General features: G+C 59.1%; 17 protein-coding genes and 1 pseudogene. 5 read left to right on the plus strand and 13 right to left on the minus strand.

The window, feature by feature from the left end; all coding sequences use genetic code 11:
* Positions 1-106 precede the first annotated feature (106 nt).
* The 7 genes from ACQZ5F_RS19430 to ACQZ5F_RS19460 form a co-directional block, all read right to left on the minus strand.
* Positions 107-1,150, minus strand: coding sequence for an ABC transporter ATP-binding protein (locus ACQZ5F_RS19430; protein ID WP_448730745.1), 1,044 nt, complete (start codon positions 1,148-1,150; stop codon positions 107-109).
* Between the two features lie 15 nt (positions 1,151-1,165).
* A complete protein-coding gene (locus tag ACQZ5F_RS19435) occupies positions 1,166-2,008 on the minus strand; it encodes a carbohydrate ABC transporter permease (protein WP_448730746.1) in 843 nt (280 codons plus the stop codon).
* Positions 1,998-2,924: a carbohydrate ABC transporter permease gene (locus tag ACQZ5F_RS19440; protein WP_225338439.1), complete on the minus strand. Its 927-nt coding sequence runs from the start codon at positions 2,922-2,924 to the stop codon at positions 1,998-2,000. The genes ACQZ5F_RS19435 and ACQZ5F_RS19440 overlap by 11 nt, the downstream gene beginning before the upstream one ends.
* 55 nt (positions 2,925-2,979) lie before the next feature.
* Positions 2,980-4,239, minus strand: a complete 1,260-nt coding sequence (locus ACQZ5F_RS19445; protein WP_046801084.1) for an ABC transporter substrate-binding protein — start codon at positions 4,237-4,239, stop codon at positions 2,980-2,982.
* A gap of 29 nt (positions 4,240-4,268) precedes the next feature.
* Positions 4,269-5,879 carry an FAD-dependent oxidoreductase gene (locus tag ACQZ5F_RS19450; protein ID WP_448730747.1) on the minus strand — a complete coding sequence of 537 codons (1,611 nt, stop codon included), beginning with the start codon at positions 5,877-5,879 and terminating at the stop codon, positions 4,269-4,271.
* Between the two features lie 16 nt (positions 5,880-5,895).
* A complete protein-coding gene (locus tag ACQZ5F_RS19455; RefSeq protein ID WP_448730748.1) occupies positions 5,896-6,939 on the minus strand; it encodes a LacI family DNA-binding transcriptional regulator in 1,044 nt (347 codons plus the stop codon).
* 207 nt (positions 6,940-7,146) lie between these two features.
* Complete coding sequence (locus ACQZ5F_RS19460; protein ID WP_046801081.1) at positions 7,147-7,605, minus strand: Lrp/AsnC family transcriptional regulator; 459 nt, start codon at positions 7,603-7,605, stop codon at positions 7,147-7,149.
* Positions 7,606-7,728: 123 nt separating this feature from the next.
* Between ACQZ5F_RS19460 and ACQZ5F_RS19465 the strand changes: the two genes are divergently transcribed.
* On the plus strand, positions 7,729-9,012 hold the full coding sequence (locus ACQZ5F_RS19465; protein ID WP_046801080.1) for a cystathionine gamma-synthase family protein: 1,284 nt from the start codon (positions 7,729-7,731) through the stop codon (positions 9,010-9,012).
* Positions 9,013-9,125: 113 nt separating this feature from the next.
* Here the strand turns inward: ACQZ5F_RS19465 and ACQZ5F_RS19470 are convergent, their stop codons facing one another.
* The 5 genes from ACQZ5F_RS19470 to ggt form a co-directional block, all read right to left on the minus strand.
* Entirely contained in the window at positions 9,126-9,854 is a 729-nt protein-coding gene (locus ACQZ5F_RS19470) for an ABC transporter ATP-binding protein (RefSeq protein WP_448730749.1), read from the minus strand.
* The gene (locus ACQZ5F_RS19475; RefSeq protein WP_448730750.1) at positions 9,851-10,720 is read right to left on the minus strand and encodes an ABC transporter permease; all 870 of its coding nucleotides are present in this window, start codon (positions 10,718-10,720) and stop codon (positions 9,851-9,853) included. The genes ACQZ5F_RS19470 and ACQZ5F_RS19475 overlap by 4 nt, the downstream gene beginning before the upstream one ends.
* On the minus strand, positions 10,717-11,712 hold the full coding sequence (locus ACQZ5F_RS19480) for an aliphatic sulfonate ABC transporter substrate-binding protein (RefSeq protein WP_225338433.1): 996 nt from the start codon (positions 11,710-11,712) through the stop codon (positions 10,717-10,719). The genes ACQZ5F_RS19475 and ACQZ5F_RS19480 overlap by 4 nt, the downstream gene beginning before the upstream one ends.
* A gap of 152 nt (positions 11,713-11,864) precedes the next feature.
* A complete protein-coding gene (locus ACQZ5F_RS19485; RefSeq protein ID WP_448730751.1) occupies positions 11,865-13,190 on the minus strand; it encodes an LLM class flavin-dependent oxidoreductase in 1,326 nt (441 codons plus the stop codon).
* 314 nt (positions 13,191-13,504) lie between these two features.
* On the minus strand, positions 13,505-15,262 hold the full coding sequence (gene ggt, locus ACQZ5F_RS19490) for a gamma-glutamyltransferase (protein WP_448730752.1): 1,758 nt from the start codon (positions 15,260-15,262) through the stop codon (positions 13,505-13,507).
* 282 nt (positions 15,263-15,544) lie between these two features.
* On the opposite strand from ggt, the gene ACQZ5F_RS19495 reads away from it, so the two are divergent.
* Positions 15,545-16,456 (plus strand): HNH endonuclease, encoded by a 912-nt coding sequence (locus ACQZ5F_RS19495; RefSeq protein WP_052819139.1) that lies wholly within the window; start codon positions 15,545-15,547, stop codon positions 16,454-16,456.
* Between the two features lie 126 nt (positions 16,457-16,582).
* On the opposite strand, the gene ACQZ5F_RS19500 is transcribed toward ACQZ5F_RS19495, so the two are convergent.
* Positions 16,583-16,888, minus strand: coding sequence for a hypothetical protein (locus tag ACQZ5F_RS19500; protein ID WP_137088016.1), 306 nt, complete (start codon positions 16,886-16,888; stop codon positions 16,583-16,585).
* 226 nt (positions 16,889-17,114) lie between these two features.
* Here ACQZ5F_RS19500 and ACQZ5F_RS19505 point away from each other — a divergent pair.
* The 3 genes and pseudogenes from ACQZ5F_RS19505 to ACQZ5F_RS19515 all read left to right on the plus strand — a co-directional run.
* Positions 17,115-17,423 (plus strand): annotated as a pseudogene (locus ACQZ5F_RS19505) (DAK2 domain-containing protein); the annotation flags it as partial.
* Positions 17,424-17,461: 38 nt separating this feature from the next.
* A complete protein-coding gene (locus ACQZ5F_RS19510; protein WP_448730753.1) occupies positions 17,462-17,644 on the plus strand; it encodes a hypothetical protein in 183 nt (60 codons plus the stop codon).
* A 34-nt stretch (positions 17,645-17,678) separates the two neighbouring features.
* The gene (locus ACQZ5F_RS19515) at positions 17,679-17,975 is read left to right on the plus strand and encodes a hypothetical protein (RefSeq protein WP_448730754.1); all 297 of its coding nucleotides are present in this window, start codon (positions 17,679-17,681) and stop codon (positions 17,973-17,975) included.
* Positions 17,976-17,983: the final 8 nt, after the last annotated feature.

Below are 17,983 nucleotides of genomic sequence, written 5' to 3' on the forward strand. Positions count from 1 at the left end.
CAGCGCCACACGGCTCCCATAAACAGTGATTTTTAATCATTGAATCCGGCCCTGCGTTGCGATTCCGCGATCATTGCACTCAGGCGGTGTCGTGGCGATCGGTCTGCTAGTTGAGGCGTTGACTGGTCCTGGCATCGAACAAATGGATCGATGCCAGATCCGGCTGAACCTGGATGGTCGCGCCCGGCTGCGCCTGCACACGTTCGCGGAAAACACCGATGACCTGGTGGTGGCCGATCATCATCGTCACCTGCGTTTCCGAACCCATTGGCTCCACCAGCAAAACCGTTGCGGTGAGGCCATGGTTGACCAGTTCGAAATGTTCCGGGCGGATGCCGTAGATCGCTTCGCCTGTGGCAGGGCCGGGCGGGAGGGGCAGGACGACGCCGTCAGCCTCGAAACCATCGGTGGTAAGTTGTCCCTTGATGAAATTCATCGCCGGGGACCCGATGAAGCCGGCGACGAAGGGATTGGCGGGCCGGTCATAAAGCTCAAGCGGCGCCCCGCATTGCTCGACCCGACCGGCATTCATCACCACGATCTTGTCGGCCATGGTCATGGCTTCCACCTGATCATGCGTGACATAAACGGTCGTGACCCCCAGACGCTGGTGCAACCCTTTGATTTCACCGCGCATCACCACGCGTAGCTTGGCATCGAGATTGCTGAGCGGTTCGTCGAACAGAAAAACCTGAGGATTGCGGACGATTGCGCGGCCCATGGCGACACGCTGCCGTTGCCCGCCGGAAAGCTGGCGGGGGAACCGTTCGAGCAATGGTGTCAGCCCCAATATTTCCGCTGCCCAGTTCACCCGCTCAGCGATCTCGGCCTTGCTGCCGCCGCGATGCTCGAGCGAAAATGCCATGTTCCTGGCCACGCTCATGTGCGGATAAAGCGCGTAGTTCTGGAAGACCATGGCGATGTCGCGGTCTTTCGGTTCGATTTCGTTGACGACACGGCTGCTGATCGAGATATCGCCGCTGGTCACGGTTTCAAGGCCTGCGATCATCCGCAGCAGGGTGGATTTGCCGCAGCCCGAAGGGCCGACGAGCACAACGAATTCGCCATCGGCAATATCGATATCGACACCATGGATGGTGGCGAGTGCGCCATAGCTTTTCTTGACGGATCTAAGGGTAACGGGTGCCATGGGTCAGCCTTTCGATTAGCCTTTGAGCCCGGTATGGGCGAGGCCTTCGACGAATTGTTTCTGCGCAACGATGAAGACGATGAGTACGGGGATGGCAGTCATCGTTGCTGCGGCAAGCTGGATGTTCCACATCGGTCCGCCATAGGCGTCGGTAAATTGTGTCAGTGCCTGGGGCAGGGTGAACCTGTCGGGGCTGGAAAGAAAGACAATGGGTTCGAGATAGAGGTTCCAGCTGCCGAGAAATGTGAAGATCGCAACGGCGGCCAGCGCCGGACGGGAAAGCGGCAGTGCGATGGTCCAGAATATCTTGAACCGGCCGAGGCCATCGACCCGGGCGGCCTCCTCCAGCTCCATGGGCAGGGAGATGAAGAACTGGCGCATGATGAAGGTGGCGAAGACCGCCGGCGCACCGAAGATCGGCACCAGGATGAGCGGCCAGTGTGTGTTGACCATGCCCCATTTGAGAAACATCCGGAACAGTGGAACCAGCGTCACTTCGGATGGGATCAGCAGCCCCACCAGCACCACCATGAAGATGGCGTTGGCGAAGGGGAACCTGATGCGCGCAAAGGCATACCCGGCCATCGACGCCACTGCCATGGTGCCGATGGTGACGATTGCGGCGATATAGGCGGAGTTCCAGTATTGCAGCGCGAAGGGCTGTATTCTGAAAACGTCGGAATAAGACGAAAAATCGAAGGCGCGCGGCCAGATATCAGGCGGAAAGGCAAATATCTGGCTGACGGGTTTGACAGACGACGTCACCATCCACCAGGTCGGAAAGACGAAGGGGACAAGCAGCACGCAGAGTATGAAATAGATCAGCGCCTGCGCGCGTGGGCTGAGTTCAGTTTTCATAGAATACGAACTTTCTGCGCAAGTGCCATTGAATGAAGGTGAGAGCGCCGACAATGACCAGCAGAATGATGGAGAGTGTCGAACCGTAACCGAAGAGGTAGAACTGGAAGGCCTGCTGATAGAGGTAATAAACGAGAACCGTCGTGGAAAAACCCGGCCCGCCCTGAGTGAGGATCATGATCTGCGCAAAGACCTGCAACGCGCCGACGATCGTGACGATGGAGGCAAGCAGGATCGTCGGGCTGATCATCGGCAGGGTGATGCGATAGAACTGCTTGAAGCGCGGCACACCGTCGACACGCGCGGCTTCGAACAATTCCCGCGGCACGCCCTGCAGCGCGGCGAGAAACAGGATCATGTTGAGGCCGAGATTCTTGAGCGCCTGCACGACGATGACCGAGATCATCGCCGTTGTGGGGTGGCGCAGCCAGTTGGGACCCTCGACACCGATCATTTGCAGGAGGCCGTTGATGCCGCCATTATTCTGCAGCAAAAAGCTCCAGACGATTGTCCAGGCGACCAGCGACACCACCACTGGCGAAAAGAACAGCGTGCGGAACACGGTCATGAAGGCCAGCTTCTGGTTCAACAGCAACGCTAGCCCCAGCGCCAGGCTCATATTGAGGAGCGCAAGCCCGCCCGAGAACACGGCGGTCACGGCCATCACCTCGCCTATGGCCGGGTCGCTGAGCAGCTTGTGGTAATTGGCAAGGCCGGTGAACCGGAAAGATCCCGCCAGCACGTTCCACTCATGCAGCGAATACCAGAAGACCAGAACCAGCGGAACGAGCACGAAGACAACGATGCCGATGAGTTGCGGCGCTATGAACAGATAACCGGTGGCGGCGTCCCGCCGCGCCATGGTCCAGAAGCTGCGCCGGGCCTGTGTTTGCGCCGTCTGGAGGGCAAGCGTCATGGCTTTTCTTCCTTCTGCTTTTCGCATCCACACAAAATCGGATGACTACGAAGCGTCAATTGGCCGCCAGCAATGGATCGAGACGGCCGCAAAGCGCTTGCAGGACAGCCGCAACGTCGGCATCGGGACGCCAGAGACCGTCCAGGCTGGCACGAACGGTTTGTTGCAGCCGGGCAAAATTGAGAACCTGCTGCGTCGACTGACCGGTGGCGACGCCACGAATGACTACGGCCTCTATCTGTTTGCGCGACAGCAATGGGTTGGCGGCCGCGAGCACATCGGCGGTGAGCAGGCTCTGCCGCGCCGGCGGGAAAAACCGCGCGAGCTTGGCTACATTAGGCTTGGAGGAGAAAAATGCCAGGAATTCCGCCGCGAGCTTGGGATTTTTGCCGCTGGCCATGACGCCAATGCCCGCCCGACCTGTAACGGCATAGTCACCTGCAGGCCCTGTGGGCAAAGGCACGAGATCCCAGTCGAAGGCCTTGTCGCCTTTCGGCAGCAGCGCTGCGCGGCTGATCTGGGTGGTCGTCATCGCCGCATCCCCGGCAAAGAAATCGGCCGAAACACCAGGCCCCGGCATGGCTTTCTTCACGAAGATCGCATCGTGGATGAAGCGCATGGCGTCAACCATTTCCGGGCTGGCAAAAGCACAGGACTTGGTGTCTTTGGACCAGGGATAGGCATTCCAGCCGGTATAGACTTCGGCAAGGTTCTCCCAGGCCTTGTATTCAAAATCACGAATGATCAATCCCTGCTTGCCCGTGGCTGCGACTTTCGCAGCCGTTGCAATGGCATTGTCCCAGTTCCATTCGCCGGCGGCGATCATCTCGGCGGGCGTCTTTGCGCCTGCCGCCCGGATCATGTCGTTGTTGACGAAAACGCCGAAGGGCGATGTCGAGAACGGATAGAGATATTGCACCCCTTCATGCGACCAGGCGGTGAGCGTTGCCGGGGGGAAATCGCCCATGTCGTAACCTTCGGTATTGGCAAAGGTTTCGGTGAGGGGATAAAGCGCCCCGGCCGCCATGAAGTCGGGCGCGGTCGTGTCGAAAAGCCAGGCCAGATCGGGGGGATTGCCGCCGGCGATCTGGGTGGTCAAGGTGGTGGCATAACCTTCGTAGGCAAGCGAATCGTAGGTGATCTTGACGCCAGGATGGCTCGCCTCAAACTCATCGGCGATCTCGTTGAACAGGGCCAGATGGGCTTCGTTGGCGCTCCAGATGGCCATCCGCAATTCCTGCGACAAAGCCGGTGAAACCAGCCCGGATGTGACCAGAAAACCGGCCATTGCAATTTTCACTATACTCCTGCGCATAAATAATCCTCCCAGATTATACGTATTAGCTAGTAGCCGCGAATATCAGGCCAATGGCGCTCCACCCCTTGGCGTTCAATATGGGTATGGAACTCCGCCAGCCGCTTTTCATCGGCATGCACGCCATGCGGGGTCTCACCCCTGTCGAGGCAATAGGCGGCCAGCATGCCGGCCACTTCGCCGATGTTCCATTCGACCGGATGCAGCCTGTAACAACCATTGGTGATATGCGTGGTGCCGATATTCTTGGAAGCGGCCAGCAGATTTGTTTTGTGGCGGGGAATAAGAGCACCCAGCGGAATTTCGAAAGGGCAGGCGCCGACATCGATATAATTATCGCCGCCCGTCGAGGGGTGCAGGTCGATGCGGTACATGCCGATACCGATGCTATCAGGGTAATGCACCGCACCGCGATCGCCGCGCACCGCAAGCGACAGATCCTGCTCGACCACCGTGGTCAAGGCACGAATGCGACGGCTTTCACGGATATAGGGCGCCATTGCCAGTCCATGCTCGGTGCCGGTAATGTCGCCGCGCAGGCGCAGGCCCGGAAACCCCTGGCCGCCATCCGGGCGAGGCGCCTCGGTCTGCATCCAGTAGAACATGGAATAGGACAGGCTTGCCGCATCGGCCAGCCGCTCGGCATATTGTTCGGGGGTAACGTCGATGATCGGCGCCTCGAAATAATCTATCATCGGCCAGTTCACGAGGCAGATATCGCTGGCATAGGCGCCGGGCCGAAATGTATGGCGGGCGGCAATACGGCGGAATATCCACAGGCTCATATCGCCGGCGCTGTGGCGCTGGTCGGCAACGTCGCGTGTTGCGTTGTCGACCGGGTTGGGATCGAAGAACCGGCGGCTGCGCTCCAGCGTCCGTGGATTGGGCGAGTCCCAGCTCAACAGCGGGCCACCCCAGAATTCGGGGGCAACCTGACGCCAATGGTCGTACCGGGCGGGTTTGTCGATGACATGATTGCCGTCAACCTGATCGACGGCGAAGCAGATCGAGACGGCCTGCTGGTTGTGCGGTTGCGCCTCCGCCGGTGCGCTCGGCTCGCCGGTTTCGGATTGGGCTTCGAAACCAGTGACATAATCGGTTGCGGTCAGCGGCAGCAGATCGCCCAATTCGGTCGCGTCGATAATGTAGCGGGCCGAGCAGGAGATGAGATCGCCCGTATTGCAATGGCGCAGCGTCACGGCCCGCAGGGTTTCGCCGTCGGCCTCCGCTGCGATCGGCTCATAGGGCTTGAGGATGGTCAGCTTGCCGCCGGCCGCGTAAGGCGCAAGCATTGCCTCCATCACCGCCAGCGAAACGCGTGGTTCGTGGCAGAGGCGAGATACGTTGCCGTCACCGGGGTTGAGCGTCAGATCCGCCCGGGCTGCATCCGTCAGCGGATAGTGGTCGCGGTAATATTGCCGCACGCCGGTGCGCAGGGCGCGATAGCTGGCCGTGATCCCGAACTGTTCAACCCAGCTGTGCTCATCGGGCGGCACCGCCTGGCTGGTCAGCTGGCCGCCAATCCAGTCGAATGCTTCTGTCAGGATAACGCTGCGGCCGTTGCGCAGGGCCCCAAGCGCCGCGGCCACGCCGCCAAGTCCGCCGCCAACCACAAGAATATCTGCATTGTATTCTCTCACGTCAGGTTCTCTTTCCTTAAGTTGGGCCTTGATTTGGGGAGCCAAGCGTTTCGCCTGCCACGATGTCGCAGCCCAGCAGTATTTGCCGCACGGGGCCGGGGGGGCTGGTGAGGGTTTCGACCAGCATGGAGGTCGCCTGCCGGCCCATCTCTTCGCGGGGGATGGCATAGGAGGTGAAGACGCGTTGCGACCGGAATGTATGCGTTCGTGTGCCGCTGCCCAGCACCACGATGGAAAGATCGTTGGGGACGCTCACTCCCTGGGCGCGGGCATGATTGTCGAAAACCATCGCTTCGGCCACTTCGGCAAAAAAAACGACGCTCGCTCCGCTGGCGCGAACGTCGGCCAGTTGCTCGGCCGGATCGCCATTTTCACTCTCATGGGAATAGACCAGATCCGCCGCGCCCTCGATTGCGGCCAGAAAACCACGCCAGCGGTCGCTGATGGATTCCGCCGGACCCGTCGCGCCAATAAAGGCGAAGCGGCGATGGCCGGCGACAAGCGCCTCTCGGACAAGAGCATGCGTGGCTGTCACGTAATCCGCGCCAACATAACGCACCGGCCCGCCGGCATCGTCACGACGACCGACTGCGACATAGGGATAGTCACCGGCAACCAGCTGGGCCAGTTCATCGCGGTCGAACTGACTGCCCAGAATGAGGCACCCGTCAGCAAGTCGAAGCCGCCCCGTTTCCCCGAAGATACGCTTGCGCCCGTTGTCGTCGCGCGCCGCAGCCGTCATCAGCAGAAGGTCGTAGCCCAACCTCTCCGCTTCCTCCTCTATCCCCATCAGAAAAGGCGTGTAGAAATCCGCCTGCGCAATCGGGAAAGCCGGCTGATAGGTAAAAACACCCAGAATCCGGTTGGCGCCCTTGACCATGCTGCGCGCGATGGGATCCGCCACATAACCGGTGTCGCGAATGGCCTTCAGCACACGCTCCCGCGTTTCAGGCGGGATACGACCTTCAGCGGATTTCGCCTCGTTTAGCACAAGCGAAACTGTCGCCTGGCTGACCCCCGCGAAGATCGCAATGTCCCGTTGCGTCAAGCGCCTAACCATCGAAACCTCATTTCCTGTTGCTTGCTAATTCGTATTAGCTGCTTATGCGTATAAACAAGGTTTGCGAGAGGATGTCAAGAGTGAGGCACTCCACGATGATGTCGGGAGACGTGATGCGCTCCCGGCAGACCCTGCCGAACTTTGGGATCAGCGCCGTAGAGCAGGAGAGCCGGGTGAAGGAAGGAATTGCAACAGTCGTGGCGAGGTTCAGATGCGTCGTGCCTTTATCGTGTTCATGACGAAGCTTGTCTCGATGGTGTCGACGCATTTCAGCTTTGCGATCTTGTCCTTGATGAAGCGCTCGTAGTCCTCCAGCCCGCCACACATGACCTTGAGCATGTAATCCCTCGAGCCGGTGACCAGATGACATTCGAGAACCTCATCCCAGTTGAGAACGGCCGCCTCGAACATTCGGATTTCATCGTCGTGCTGGCGGCTGAGGCGGACGGATGCAAGAGCGGTCATTGTCCATCCCTCGATTGCCGGATCGATGATCGCGGAATACCCTTTGATCGCCCCCACCTCCTCCAGCCGCCGAAGCCGCCGCAGACACGCGGATGCCGACAATCCGACCCGCTCGGCAAGTTCGTTGTTTGTGACCCGCGCATCGGCGGACAATTCCCTGAGTATCCGTTTGTCGATCTGATCCGCAATTTTCTGCGACATAAAGGAAAATTCTCCGCAATATATTGCGTCATCAGACATGTCTGCGCCTTAAAATGCAAGTTATTTTGGCCTGATTGCATGTAACCTGCAGATAGTTCAACGCCAGCCAAGGGATCATCGGAAATGACCGCGCCGCATCCGTCCAAAACCCACATCGGCAATCACGCTCTCCATCCTGAAACCCAGATGCTTAATTACGGATATGATCCGGAATTGTCGGAGGGCGCCGTAAAGCCGCCTGTGTTTTTGACATCGACTTTCGTCTTCAAGTCGGCAGAAGACGGGCGTGACTTCTTCGACTACGTCTCCGGGCGCAAGGAGCCGCCGGAGGGCAGGGGGGCGGGCCTCGTCTATTCGCGTTTCAACCATCCGAACAGCGAGATCGTTGAAGATCGTCTTGCCGTTTACGAACGTACGGAGAGCTGTGCGCTCTTCTCGTCTGGCATGTCCGCCATTTCAACGACGCTTTTTGCTTTCGTCCGGCCCGGCGATACCGTGTTGCATTCCCAGCCCCTGTATGGTGGCACGGAGACGCTGCTGGCCAAGACCTTCCATAATTTCGGCGTGTCGGCTGTGGGTTTCGCCGACGGCGTCAGCGAAGCTTCGGTGATGGCTGCGGCAGAGGAGGCGATGGCGAAAGGCAGGGTGTCTGTCATCCTTATCGAAACCCCCGCCAATCCGACAAACAGCATTGTCGACATCGCGATAATGGGCCGCGTCGCTGATGTGATCGGCCAAAAGCAGGGGCACAGGCCGATCATCGCCTGCGACAACACGCTTCTCGGCCCGGTGTTCCAGCGACCTATCGAGCACGGTGCCGATATCTCGCTCTATTCGCTGACAAAATATGTTGGCGGGCACTCCGATCTCATTGCCGGGGCTGCGCTTGGTCGGAAGGATGTCATGAAGCAGGTGAAGGCCTTGCGTGGCGCTATCGGCACGCAGCTTGATCCGCATTCATGCTGGATGCTTGGCCGTTCCCTTGAGACGCTGCAGATCCGGATGGAGCGGGCGGACAACAATGCCAGGGTCGTGGCTGAATTCCTGAAGGCGCACCCGAAGGTCGAAAGAATCCACTACCTGCCGTTCAGCGAGCCGGCGTCCGCTGTGGGCAAGGTGTTTGCGGCTCAATGCACCGGCGCGGGATCGACATTCTCGTTTGATATCATCGGCGGCCAGGCCGCATCCTTCAAATTCCTCAATGCCCTGACCATATTCAAACTGGCGGTGAGCCTTGGCGGTACGGAGTCGCTTGCTTCCCACCCGGCAACCATGACGCATTCGGGAGTTCCCGCCGATGTTCGCCAGCGCATCGGCGTGCTGGATTCCACAATCCGGCTGTCGATCGGTATCGAACATCCGGACGATCTTGTCGCTGACCTGGCTCTCGCCTTGGATAAGTCATGACGCGCAGAAAGATGTAGCCTCGAATGGATGGAAGGCGAATGCTGCGGCAGATTCTCGCGCTGCCCAGCTTCGCCTGCCAGCTTCAGGCGGACTATTCGGGCGAGGCGCAGCCTTTAGATGACGTGGGCATTATGCAGGGCGGTCAGCACCTCGTTCTTGAGGCTGGCGAGGTGCGGCGACCTTCGGTCACGCGGGCGCGGTACGTCCACCTCTATCCGCTGCTGGATACGGCCGTCATGGGCGCCCATCATGTAAATCCGGTCACCGAGATAGAGTGCTTCGTCGATATCGTGGGTGACGAGCAGGAAGGAAATTCTGCGCTGTTCGACGATTTTCAGCACCAGATCCTGCAATTTCATCCGCGTGAAAGCGTCCACCGCACTGAAGGGCTCATCCAAAAGCAAGATGCGTGGCCGGGTATAGAGCGCCCTTGCGATGGCCACCCGCTGCGCCATGCCGCCTGAAAGGGCCTTTGGCAGCGCGCCAGCGTGGCCGCTCAGGCCCACATCATTGATCAGGCCCTCGACCCGCTCGACGTCATATTTCTTGCCGGCAGCGTAACCTATGTTTTCTGCAACCGTCAGCCAGGGCATCAGGCGGGGTTCCTGAAATACGAAGGCGATGGGCGGCGAGGCCTCATCTCCCTCTGCCGGCTGAACCTTGACCGTACCGGAAAAACGCCGGTCGAGACCGGCGGCAATGCGCAGCAACGTGCTCTTGCCGCAGCCGCTGGGGCCAAGAAGAACCGCCGCTTCACCATCACCCAGCGTCAGGTGGATATCCTGAAGGACGACCGTATCGCCGAAAGCTTTTTCGCGCACATCGACATTGAGCAGGCTCATCGCAGCGGCCCTCCTTCTTGAAGGGAATAGGTGTCACGCCAGCGCAGGCAGCGCTCCTCGACGATCTTGAACAGGCTGTCGGAAATCTTGCCAAGCACCGCAAGGCAGATGATGGCGATCATCACCAGATCGGGCCGCGAGAGTTCCCGTCCGTCGGACAGCATGTAGCCGATGCCTTCAGACGCGGCCAGAAGCTCGGCTGCGACGACACTCAGCCAAGCTAGCGACAGCCCGTAACGCAGGCCGGTGAACAGGTGCGGCAAAGAGGCGGGAATAAAAATCCGCCACACCAGAACGGGCAGTGGCTGGCGATACATTTCGCCCACTTCCACCAGCTTGCGGTCGACATTTCTGATGCCGGAGACGAGGTTGAGGTAAACCGGGAAAAACGCGCTTTTAGCGATCAGCACGATTTTTGAAGTTTCTCCAATGCCGAACCAGATCATCAGCAGCGGCACCCATGCAAGGCTGGGCACGGCGCGCAGCGCCTGAAATGTCGGCTCGAGATATCGCTCGGCGGCAATCACCAAACCGACCAGCGAACCAACGACGACCGCCAGCAGCGAGCCGATGACGAAGCCGACAAAGACGCGCGCGGTACTGGCCGCGACATTCGTCCACAACGGACCTTCGGCAAGCCGCAGAAACGTCTCGTAAAGTTCGGAAGGCGGCGGCAGCACATAGGGGCTGACCCAGCCCAAACGAACGAAAAGCTCGAGCAGCACCAATGAGCCGACCGGCACGATCGCGCCGCGCAGATCGAACCGCCCAAAGAAGCTTCCCACCCGCTGCAACAACGGCAGGCGGGAGGGGAATTGTCTGGCAGGCTGCTTCACGCGCTGGAATTCGCGCGGATGGGAATTCATGCGCCAAGTACCTTTTTCGCCGGCGCCGGATCGATCAGCGATGAAAGGACATTATCGACATTGACGCCCGGACGCAGAACATCGTCGCCGAGCAGTGGCGTGACAATGCGGATCGAGTTCAGCAACTCCTCACCCGGAACAGGATCCTTCCAGTCGCGCTTGTTAATCGTCAGCTCGGTGATCTTGGGATCGTTGCCGGTAACCTTGGTGACGAAATCGATGAATTCGCGGTTATTCTCGCGGATCCATTTCTGCGTCTCCACCCAGACGCCGAGTAGTCGCTCGACTGCTTTCGGGTGCTTTGCCAGAAATTCTTCGGACACGCTGAAGACGCTGCCGTCGCGCCAGCTGCGCTCATCGAAAATCGCCCTGTCGCCGGCAAGCTCCGCCTGGGAGGTATGCGGATCGATACCGACCCAGGCATCGACCTGACCCTGCTGCAGCGCGTTGAAGCCTTCCGGATGTTGCAGGTTCACGACCTTCAGATCGTCGATCGACAGCTTGTTTTGGTCAAGCGCACGCACCAGGGTGAAATAAGGAGCCGTGCCCTTGGTGACTGCGATGGTCTTGCCCTTGAGATCGGCGACGGTCTTGACCGGCGAATCCGGCCGCACCTGAATGATGGAGGAACCGCCCCAGCTTGCCACATAAATAACTTTCAGCGGCACGCCGTTGGCGCGGGCCAGAAAGGCCGACAGTGCGGCCGAACCGGCAAAATCGGTCGAGCCGACCTTCAGGAATTCCAGTGAATTGTTGCTGCCACGGGACTGCACCCAGGTGATCTTGGTGCCGACATCCTTAAAAGCGTCCTCAAGCCAGCCCTTGTTCTTTATCAGCAGCGTGTGCGAGGAGTAAAATCCCCAGTCAAGTTTCAGCTCCGCAGGGAAATCCGAAGAGGCTTGGGCGAGCGCGCGGCCCGTGACCAGCGGTGCTGCGAGAGCGCCAGCAAGGCCGAATTTGAGGATCTGGCGACGCGAATGTTCAGCCTTCATATTAATTCACCTAATTTATGTATTTTGTGTAATTAAAGGGTAAGGGCGGGTGTTTTTGAGGTCAATCCGCCCTTCTGGAACCTCATGCCAAACTTCGCGGCGGGCGTGGAAAATCTCCCTAGCTTTGTCGCAATCGGCGCGATGGCCCTTTATCAGGGGAAAAAACGATTGGCTGGCCGTTGCAGCCCCAGATGGTCGCGCAATGTCGGCCCCTCATAGTCCTTTCGAAACAGACCACGCCTTTGCAGTTCCGGCACCACCTGCGTGGTGAAGTCATCAAGGCCATTGGGCAGGAAAGGGAAGGTGATGTTGAAACCGTCAGAACCCTCTTCATGCAGCCATTTTTCCATCTCGTCGGCGATGGTTTCTGGCGTGCCGACGAAGGCGAGGCCGGCATAACCGCCCAACCGCTGGGCAAGCTGGCGCACCGTCAGACCTTCGTTTCTGGCGAGTTCGATGACCCTTTCACGGCTGGATTTGCTGGCATTCGTCTCGGGAATATCAGGCAGGGGAGCATCGGGATTGAAGCCGGAAACATCGTGGCCGAGCGCAATCGAAAGCGAGGCGATCGCGCTGTCATAATGGACGAGGCTGTCGAGCCTGGCGCGTTTGGCCTTGGCCTCCTCCGCCGTATCGCCAACCAGAACGAAAGCGCCGGGCAGGATGACAATTCCGTCGCGGGAGCGACCAGCGGCGACAGTCCTGTCCTTGACGTCCCTGTAAAAGGCCTTTCCCGCGGCAAGCGTGGGTGTCGCTGCAAAAACCACCTCGGCTGTTTCGGCCGCAAGCTGGCGTCCCGGCTCGGACGCCCCGGCCTGAACGATGACAGGCCAGCCCTGCACGGGACGCGCGATGTTCAGCGGCCCGCGCACGGAAAATTCGGGTCCCTTGTGATTGAGGACATGCATTTTTTCCGGATCGAAGAACAGCCCGCTATCGACATCGCGTATGAAGGCGTCGTCGGAGAAGGAGTCCCAGAGGCCGGTGACGACATCGTAAAATTCACGTGCCCGCCCGTAGCGCTCGGTGTGATCAGGCTGCTCGTCGCGGCCGAAATTCCGCGCAGCATCCGGGTTGGACGTGGTGACGATGTTCCATCCGGCACGACCATTGCTGAGGTGATCGAGAGACGCAAAACGTCGCGCCACATGATAGGGCTCATCAAATGTGGTGGAAGCGGTGGCGACCAGCCCGATGCGCGAGGTGACGGCGGCGAGTGCTGAAAGCAGGGTAAAAGGTTCGAAGGACGTTACGGTGTGGCTGCGGCGCAGGGCTTCCGTCGGCATGTTCAACACCGCCAGATGATCGGCCATGAAGAATGCGTCGAATTTCGCGGCTTCCAGCTGTTGCGCAAAGCGCGCCAGATGGGCGAAGTTGAAATTCGCGTCCGGGAAGGCACCCGGATAACGCCATGCGCCCGTGTGGAGGCTGACGGGCCGCATGAAGGCTCCGAGATGCAGTTTGCGATCATTTGCCATTCGGCTTTACCCTCTTGTCGATGTTTCTGATCCGGGCTGCTGGCCTTGCCGTGGAAGAGCAAGGCAGGCCCGATCTTCATCACGACGATATCCCTGCCGGGGACCGGGCGCGGCAAAGACCATTCCGATTATTGGTGGCAAACCGAAAGATTTTTTCTACGGGGCTGGATAGCCGGGTTCAGCAGCGTGTGAGGTCAACCACGATATTGAAACGACGCCCGTTGGCGCAGCCGAGCTTTTGAAAGACGCTAACAGTCAAGATGGAGACAAGGTCCTCACCCCTTTTTGCGCCGGTGTCTCCTGTGCCCCGTTTCTCACTCCCCCACAACCACTCCTTCGCGTCGTGGATCGGCACTGCCGGCCAAACCTCGGGCGGTCATCTCGATAGCATGCAAACCGGAATTCATCTCACCCGGTTTCACCTCGTAACCCAGTGCCTTCAGCGGACCGACCAGTTCTTCCGCGCTAGTGCCGGCCTCTATGTCATAGGTGCCGAACCGGTTGATGAGATGCGGCTGGGCGACGATCACTTCCACCGGCATGCCCCAGTCAATGTAGGCGATGAGCGCCTGCGCCACATAGCCGATGATCTGGCTGCCGCCGGGCGAACCAATGGCGAGCAGCGGTTTTCCATCCTTCATCACGATAGTCGGGGCCATGGAGGAACGCGGCCGTTTGCCGGGCTCGACACGGTTGGCGATCGGCAGGCCGCCATCATGGGTCTTGAAAGAAAAGTCCGTCAACTCGTTATTGAGCAGGAAGCCATTTGTCATAAGCCGCGAGCCGAAGCCGCTTTCGATCGTCGTTGTCATCGAGACCACGTTGCCATCCTTGTCGGCAATGACAAAATGGCTGGTGGAGGGCAATTCGAGCGCAGCATCCCGGCCGAAAAGGAGCGCGTGGTCCCATTCCGGCTCGCCGGCCTTGACGGCATCGGTGGCCAACGCCTTGTCGCCGTCGAGCAGCTTTGCTCTCTCGCTCAGATAGGTCTTGTCCAGCAGGCCCTTGATCGGTAATGGCACAAAATCGGTGTCAGCGACGTAACGCTCACGGTCGGCGAACGCGAGACGCTGCGCATCGCCGATAATGCGCCAGCTTTCGACATTTCTCGGCCCCAGGGACCTGAGATCGAAATTCTCCGCCATGCCGAGCATCTGGCCGATGGCGATGCCGCCCGACGATGGTGGTCCCATGCCGCAAACATCAAGTGCGCGATAGATAAAACAGACCGGCTCGCGCTCGATGACGCGATAGTTGGAAAGATCGGAAAGCGACAGCACACCGGGATTGTCGGCCGCCTCGCGCACGGTCTTGACGATCGCCTCGGCAATTCGCCCCTTGTAAAAGGCATCGGCGCCACCTTTGGCGAGAGCGGCAAGCGTCTCGGCATAGGCTGGGTTCTTCAACAGGGCACCGGTCTGCAGGGCGGCGCCTGATGTGTCAAAGAAATAGGACCGGGGCTCTGAATATTTCTTCAGCCGGTCGCCCTCGGATGCGATCAGGGAGGCAAGACGCGGCGAGACTTTGAAACCATCGGTCGCCAGCTTTTCCGCCGGCTTCAGCAGGCTTGCCCATTCCGCCTTTCCATAGCGTCTGTGCGCTTCCTCTAAAAGTCGCACCGTTCCCGGCGTGCCAACGGAACGGCCGCCGATGACTGCGTCCATGAATTTAAGCGGCTGACCTTTGTCATCCAGGAAGAGCTTTGGTGAGGCTTCCATCGGCGCCGTCTCCCGGCCGTCCAACGTCGTCAGCTTGCCGCTTTTCGCATTGTAATAGACGAGGAAGGCACCACCGCCGAGACCAGAACTCTGCGGTTCAACGAGGCCCAGCACGGACTGCACCGCCACCATAGCATCAATGGCGTTGCCGCCCGCGGCGATCACGTCGCGCCCAGCCTCGGCCGCCAGCGGATTGGCAGCCGCCACCATGAAGCTTCCTGACTCGACACGTCTGGCCGTCGCGACATCAGTCGCCTTCTCGGGCGCGACCATGTCGGACGCCTGCTGGGCAGAGGCGATAGCGGTGGAAAGCATGAGGGCGAGAAAAGCCTCAGCGAGAAATCTTACTTCCATTAGATTTATCCTCCGGAGGCGCGCAATCGGTAATGTAAGCAGGGCCAGTAATGTAAGCATGGCATCCAACTGAGCCAACAGGTAGATCGAACCCGCAATGACTGAGATACGGATGACTTCCAAACTCGTCCTTCCCTCTCCGAAAAGACGCCAACCTCTGGCACTATGATGGCTCCGGCGGCATGCGAAGTCTATGCCATACACGAGTTGGTGCTCAATGATTTCGCTTTAAGTGAGAAGGCGCATTGCGCTGTTGTATCCTGGTCGTGCTAATATTCGGGTATGGGATTCGGAATTTTCATTCATCGCTCAGATTCAATTTACGACGACAGTCCGGCTGAACAGTACCAGTTTCCGAGCCAATATCTCGGTCGTGTACAAGCTTGTCTCGGTGATTGGATCATCTATTATGAGCCGCGCAAGGTTGCAGCGACGCGTGGTTATTTTGCTGTCGCCAAAGTTGCCCAGATCATTCCGGACACTAAGGCGGCCGGCATGTATCTGGCGTTGATTGAGCCGGGAAGTTACCTTGATTTTATCAATCCTGTTCCGTTCGGTGGGCCAGACGGCGTCATCGAGCGCGGTCTGTTGAATGAAGAGGGCCGGATTTCTGGTAGGGCACAGGCGGCAGTACGCCCGATATCAGCGGCGGACTTCAATCGCATCGTGTCGATTGGCCTGGATGAGCTGGAACCCGAGTTGCCGCGTTTGGACGAGCCGAGAGAGATGCGGCTTTCTGACGGATTTGACGACCGGGTTCAGGCGCCCTTCGTGGTCGAAGAAGAGCGTGAGCGTGTTGCCCAGCTTTCGTCACGAATTGTGCGAGATCGCCTGTTTCGCCGGCTCGTTTTGCAGGCTTACGACAAGCGCTGTGCGATCACGGGCCTGAAGCTTATCAATGGCGGTGGACGTGCGGAAGTCGATGCTGCGCATATACGTCCGGTGGAGGCAAATGGCCCTGATATACTTTGCAATGGCATCGCCCTTTCAGGAACGGCGCACTGGATGTTCGATCGTGGGTTAATCGGTCTCTCCGATAAACTTGAGATCCTGATTTCACGGCAGGCCAATGATCGAGAGAGCATCCGCGGTTTGATCAACAAGACAGGGCGAGCGATCGTGCCGTTTCGATCGATTGAGCAGCCACATCCACATTTTCTCCAGTGGCATCGTGAGAATTGCTTCAAGGTTTGAAATATTTAGTCATGGCGGCGTGTAGGCCGCTCAGTCAGGGGTCGCAGATACTCTATACCGCCGGTCGGCCATCGAGAGACGACGATCGACAATGCTCTCTATATCGGAATATGGCCGTACCCTCTCTCAAATCCCCGATCCATCGAGTTCGCGATCATCCTCGCCTTTCCAGGGGGATGGCATTCCGAGACCATCGGCATTGGCCAGGGGAACCGGCATCCAACACTTCAATTCCGGCTCGGCATATTCGATGATCCGGCCCGGTGACGAGTCTGAAGCGCGCCAGCCTTCCGAGCCGAACCGGTCGCTCTTCGCCCAATATGCAAGATCTACCTGGGCAGGCCCCTGTTCTGACGAGCGTATCGTTACGAGGATCCGGTTGCCGTTTTTGGGCGCACTTGCCATGTGACGCCATTGCTGTGCCTCATCCATCATCTTCCTCCCTGTCCATGGCTGCAAGTGTCACCTCACCACTTAAAACGGTCAACTCAAACTTTGCGCATGATGCGCTGATTGGTTTACAAACCAGCAGCCCATTTATGCGGGCCTTTTCTTGCAACATTTTATTGGGCAGCGGTTCGCAACTGACGAGCGCCCGAGCTTGAAATTGGCCGGGAGATCGTGCTTGTTCAGGGCCAGCAGGGGGTACGGCTCGTAGATGGCGGAAGCATTTGTAGCGGCGGTTATCGCGGTCTCGGAACTTGGCGGTGCGAAGCCAGGTGACCGCACGATGATAGATGCGCTTCATCCGGCGGCAGAAACGTTTCGGGATAAACTTGCCGCGGGAGCTTCGACGGAAGAGGCCTGGCGGTCCGCAGTCGCGGCGGGCGTTGCGGGCGCCGAGGCAACGACATCCATGAAGCCACGGCTTGGGCGCGCAAGCTATCTCGGCGAACGGGCTGTCGGGCACCCCGACGCGGGCGCAGTCGCCGTCAGCATCTGGCTTGAAGCAATCGGGAAGGAATAGCCGGTGGACGACATGTCCACTCGTCGCTGGGGGAAGTTATGATCGCTGCTTATATCGACGAATTCATCATGTTTTGCGCCGGTCTGTGGATGACCGCCGTAGGTTTCGGTCATCTGCCCCTATCGAAAAATCCGACACAGCAACTGCCGGTGGTCCGGCACTTCAGGTGGATGGGGCCGTTACTGCTCGCTATTGCGATCATTTTGGCCGCGGCGTCATAGGTCGCCGTCAGATGCGCTCGGGATATGTTTTGCAATGAACACCATGCTGGCCTGCACCGCGTGCGGATTGGACGAAACCGAATCTGTTGTCCATTTCGGCTCCTATATTCTGCGATGCGCCGCTTGCGGCCAGCACCTAGTTGCGACATCGTTCATGGCGATGCTGAACTCGGATGACGAGTGTTCAGCCTTTATCGATCCGGGCCCTGGAAAAAACCCTTTGCCGGAAACGCTCGTCGCGCGCGGACCGCTCCGGTTGACTGCAACGGCAATCAGTGCCGCGGCCACTGACGGAACCCTGATACGCGTGATCTTCGAACCAATGGATTGAAGTCGCGG

This window comes from Agrobacterium sp. 22-210-1 (assembly GCF_053522525.1).

Bases quoted from the DNA above. Each gene is read 5' to 3' on its own strand.
- ACQZ5F_RS19430 (WP_448730745.1), bottom strand. From the start codon at position 1,150: ATGGCACCCGTTACCCTTAGATCCGTCAAGAAAAGCTATGGCGCACTC.
- ACQZ5F_RS19435 (WP_448730746.1), bottom strand. From the start codon at position 2,008: ATGAAAACTGAACTCAGCCCACGCGCGCAGGCGCTGATCTATTTCATA.
- ACQZ5F_RS19440 (WP_225338439.1), bottom strand. From the start codon at position 2,924: ATGACGCTTGCCCTCCAGACGGCGCAAACACAGGCCCGGCGCAGCTTC.
- ACQZ5F_RS19445 (WP_046801084.1), bottom strand. From the start codon at position 4,239: ATGCGCAGGAGTATAGTGAAAATTGCAATGGCCGGTTTTCTGGTCACA.
- ACQZ5F_RS19455 (WP_448730748.1), bottom strand. From the start codon at position 6,939: ATGGTTAGGCGCTTGACGCAACGGGACATTGCGATCTTCGCGGGGGTC.
- ACQZ5F_RS19460 (WP_046801081.1), bottom strand. From the start codon at position 7,605: ATGTCGCAGAAAATTGCGGATCAGATCGACAAACGGATACTCAGGGAA.
- ACQZ5F_RS19465 (WP_046801080.1), top strand. From the start codon at position 7,729: ATGACCGCGCCGCATCCGTCCAAAACCCACATCGGCAATCACGCTCTC.
- ACQZ5F_RS19470 (WP_448730749.1), bottom strand. From the start codon at position 9,854: ATGAGCCTGCTCAATGTCGATGTGCGCGAAAAAGCTTTCGGCGATACG.
- ACQZ5F_RS19475 (WP_448730750.1), bottom strand. From the start codon at position 10,720: ATGAATTCCCATCCGCGCGAATTCCAGCGCGTGAAGCAGCCTGCCAGA.
- ACQZ5F_RS19480 (WP_225338433.1), bottom strand. From the start codon at position 11,712: ATGAAGGCTGAACATTCGCGTCGCCAGATCCTCAAATTCGGCCTTGCT.
- ACQZ5F_RS19485 (WP_448730751.1), bottom strand. From the start codon at position 13,190: ATGGCAAATGATCGCAAACTGCATCTCGGAGCCTTCATGCGGCCCGTC.
- ggt (WP_448730752.1), bottom strand. From the start codon at position 15,262: ATGGAAGTAAGATTTCTCGCTGAGGCTTTTCTCGCCCTCATGCTTTCC.
- ACQZ5F_RS19495 (WP_052819139.1), top strand. From the start codon at position 15,545: ATGGGATTCGGAATTTTCATTCATCGCTCAGATTCAATTTACGACGAC.
- ACQZ5F_RS19500 (WP_137088016.1), bottom strand. From the start codon at position 16,888: ATGGATGAGGCACAGCAATGGCGTCACATGGCAAGTGCGCCCAAAAAC.
- ACQZ5F_RS19510 (WP_448730753.1), top strand. From the start codon at position 17,462: ATGATCGCTGCTTATATCGACGAATTCATCATGTTTTGCGCCGGTCTG.
- ACQZ5F_RS19515 (WP_448730754.1), top strand. From the start codon at position 17,679: ATGAACACCATGCTGGCCTGCACCGCGTGCGGATTGGACGAAACCGAA.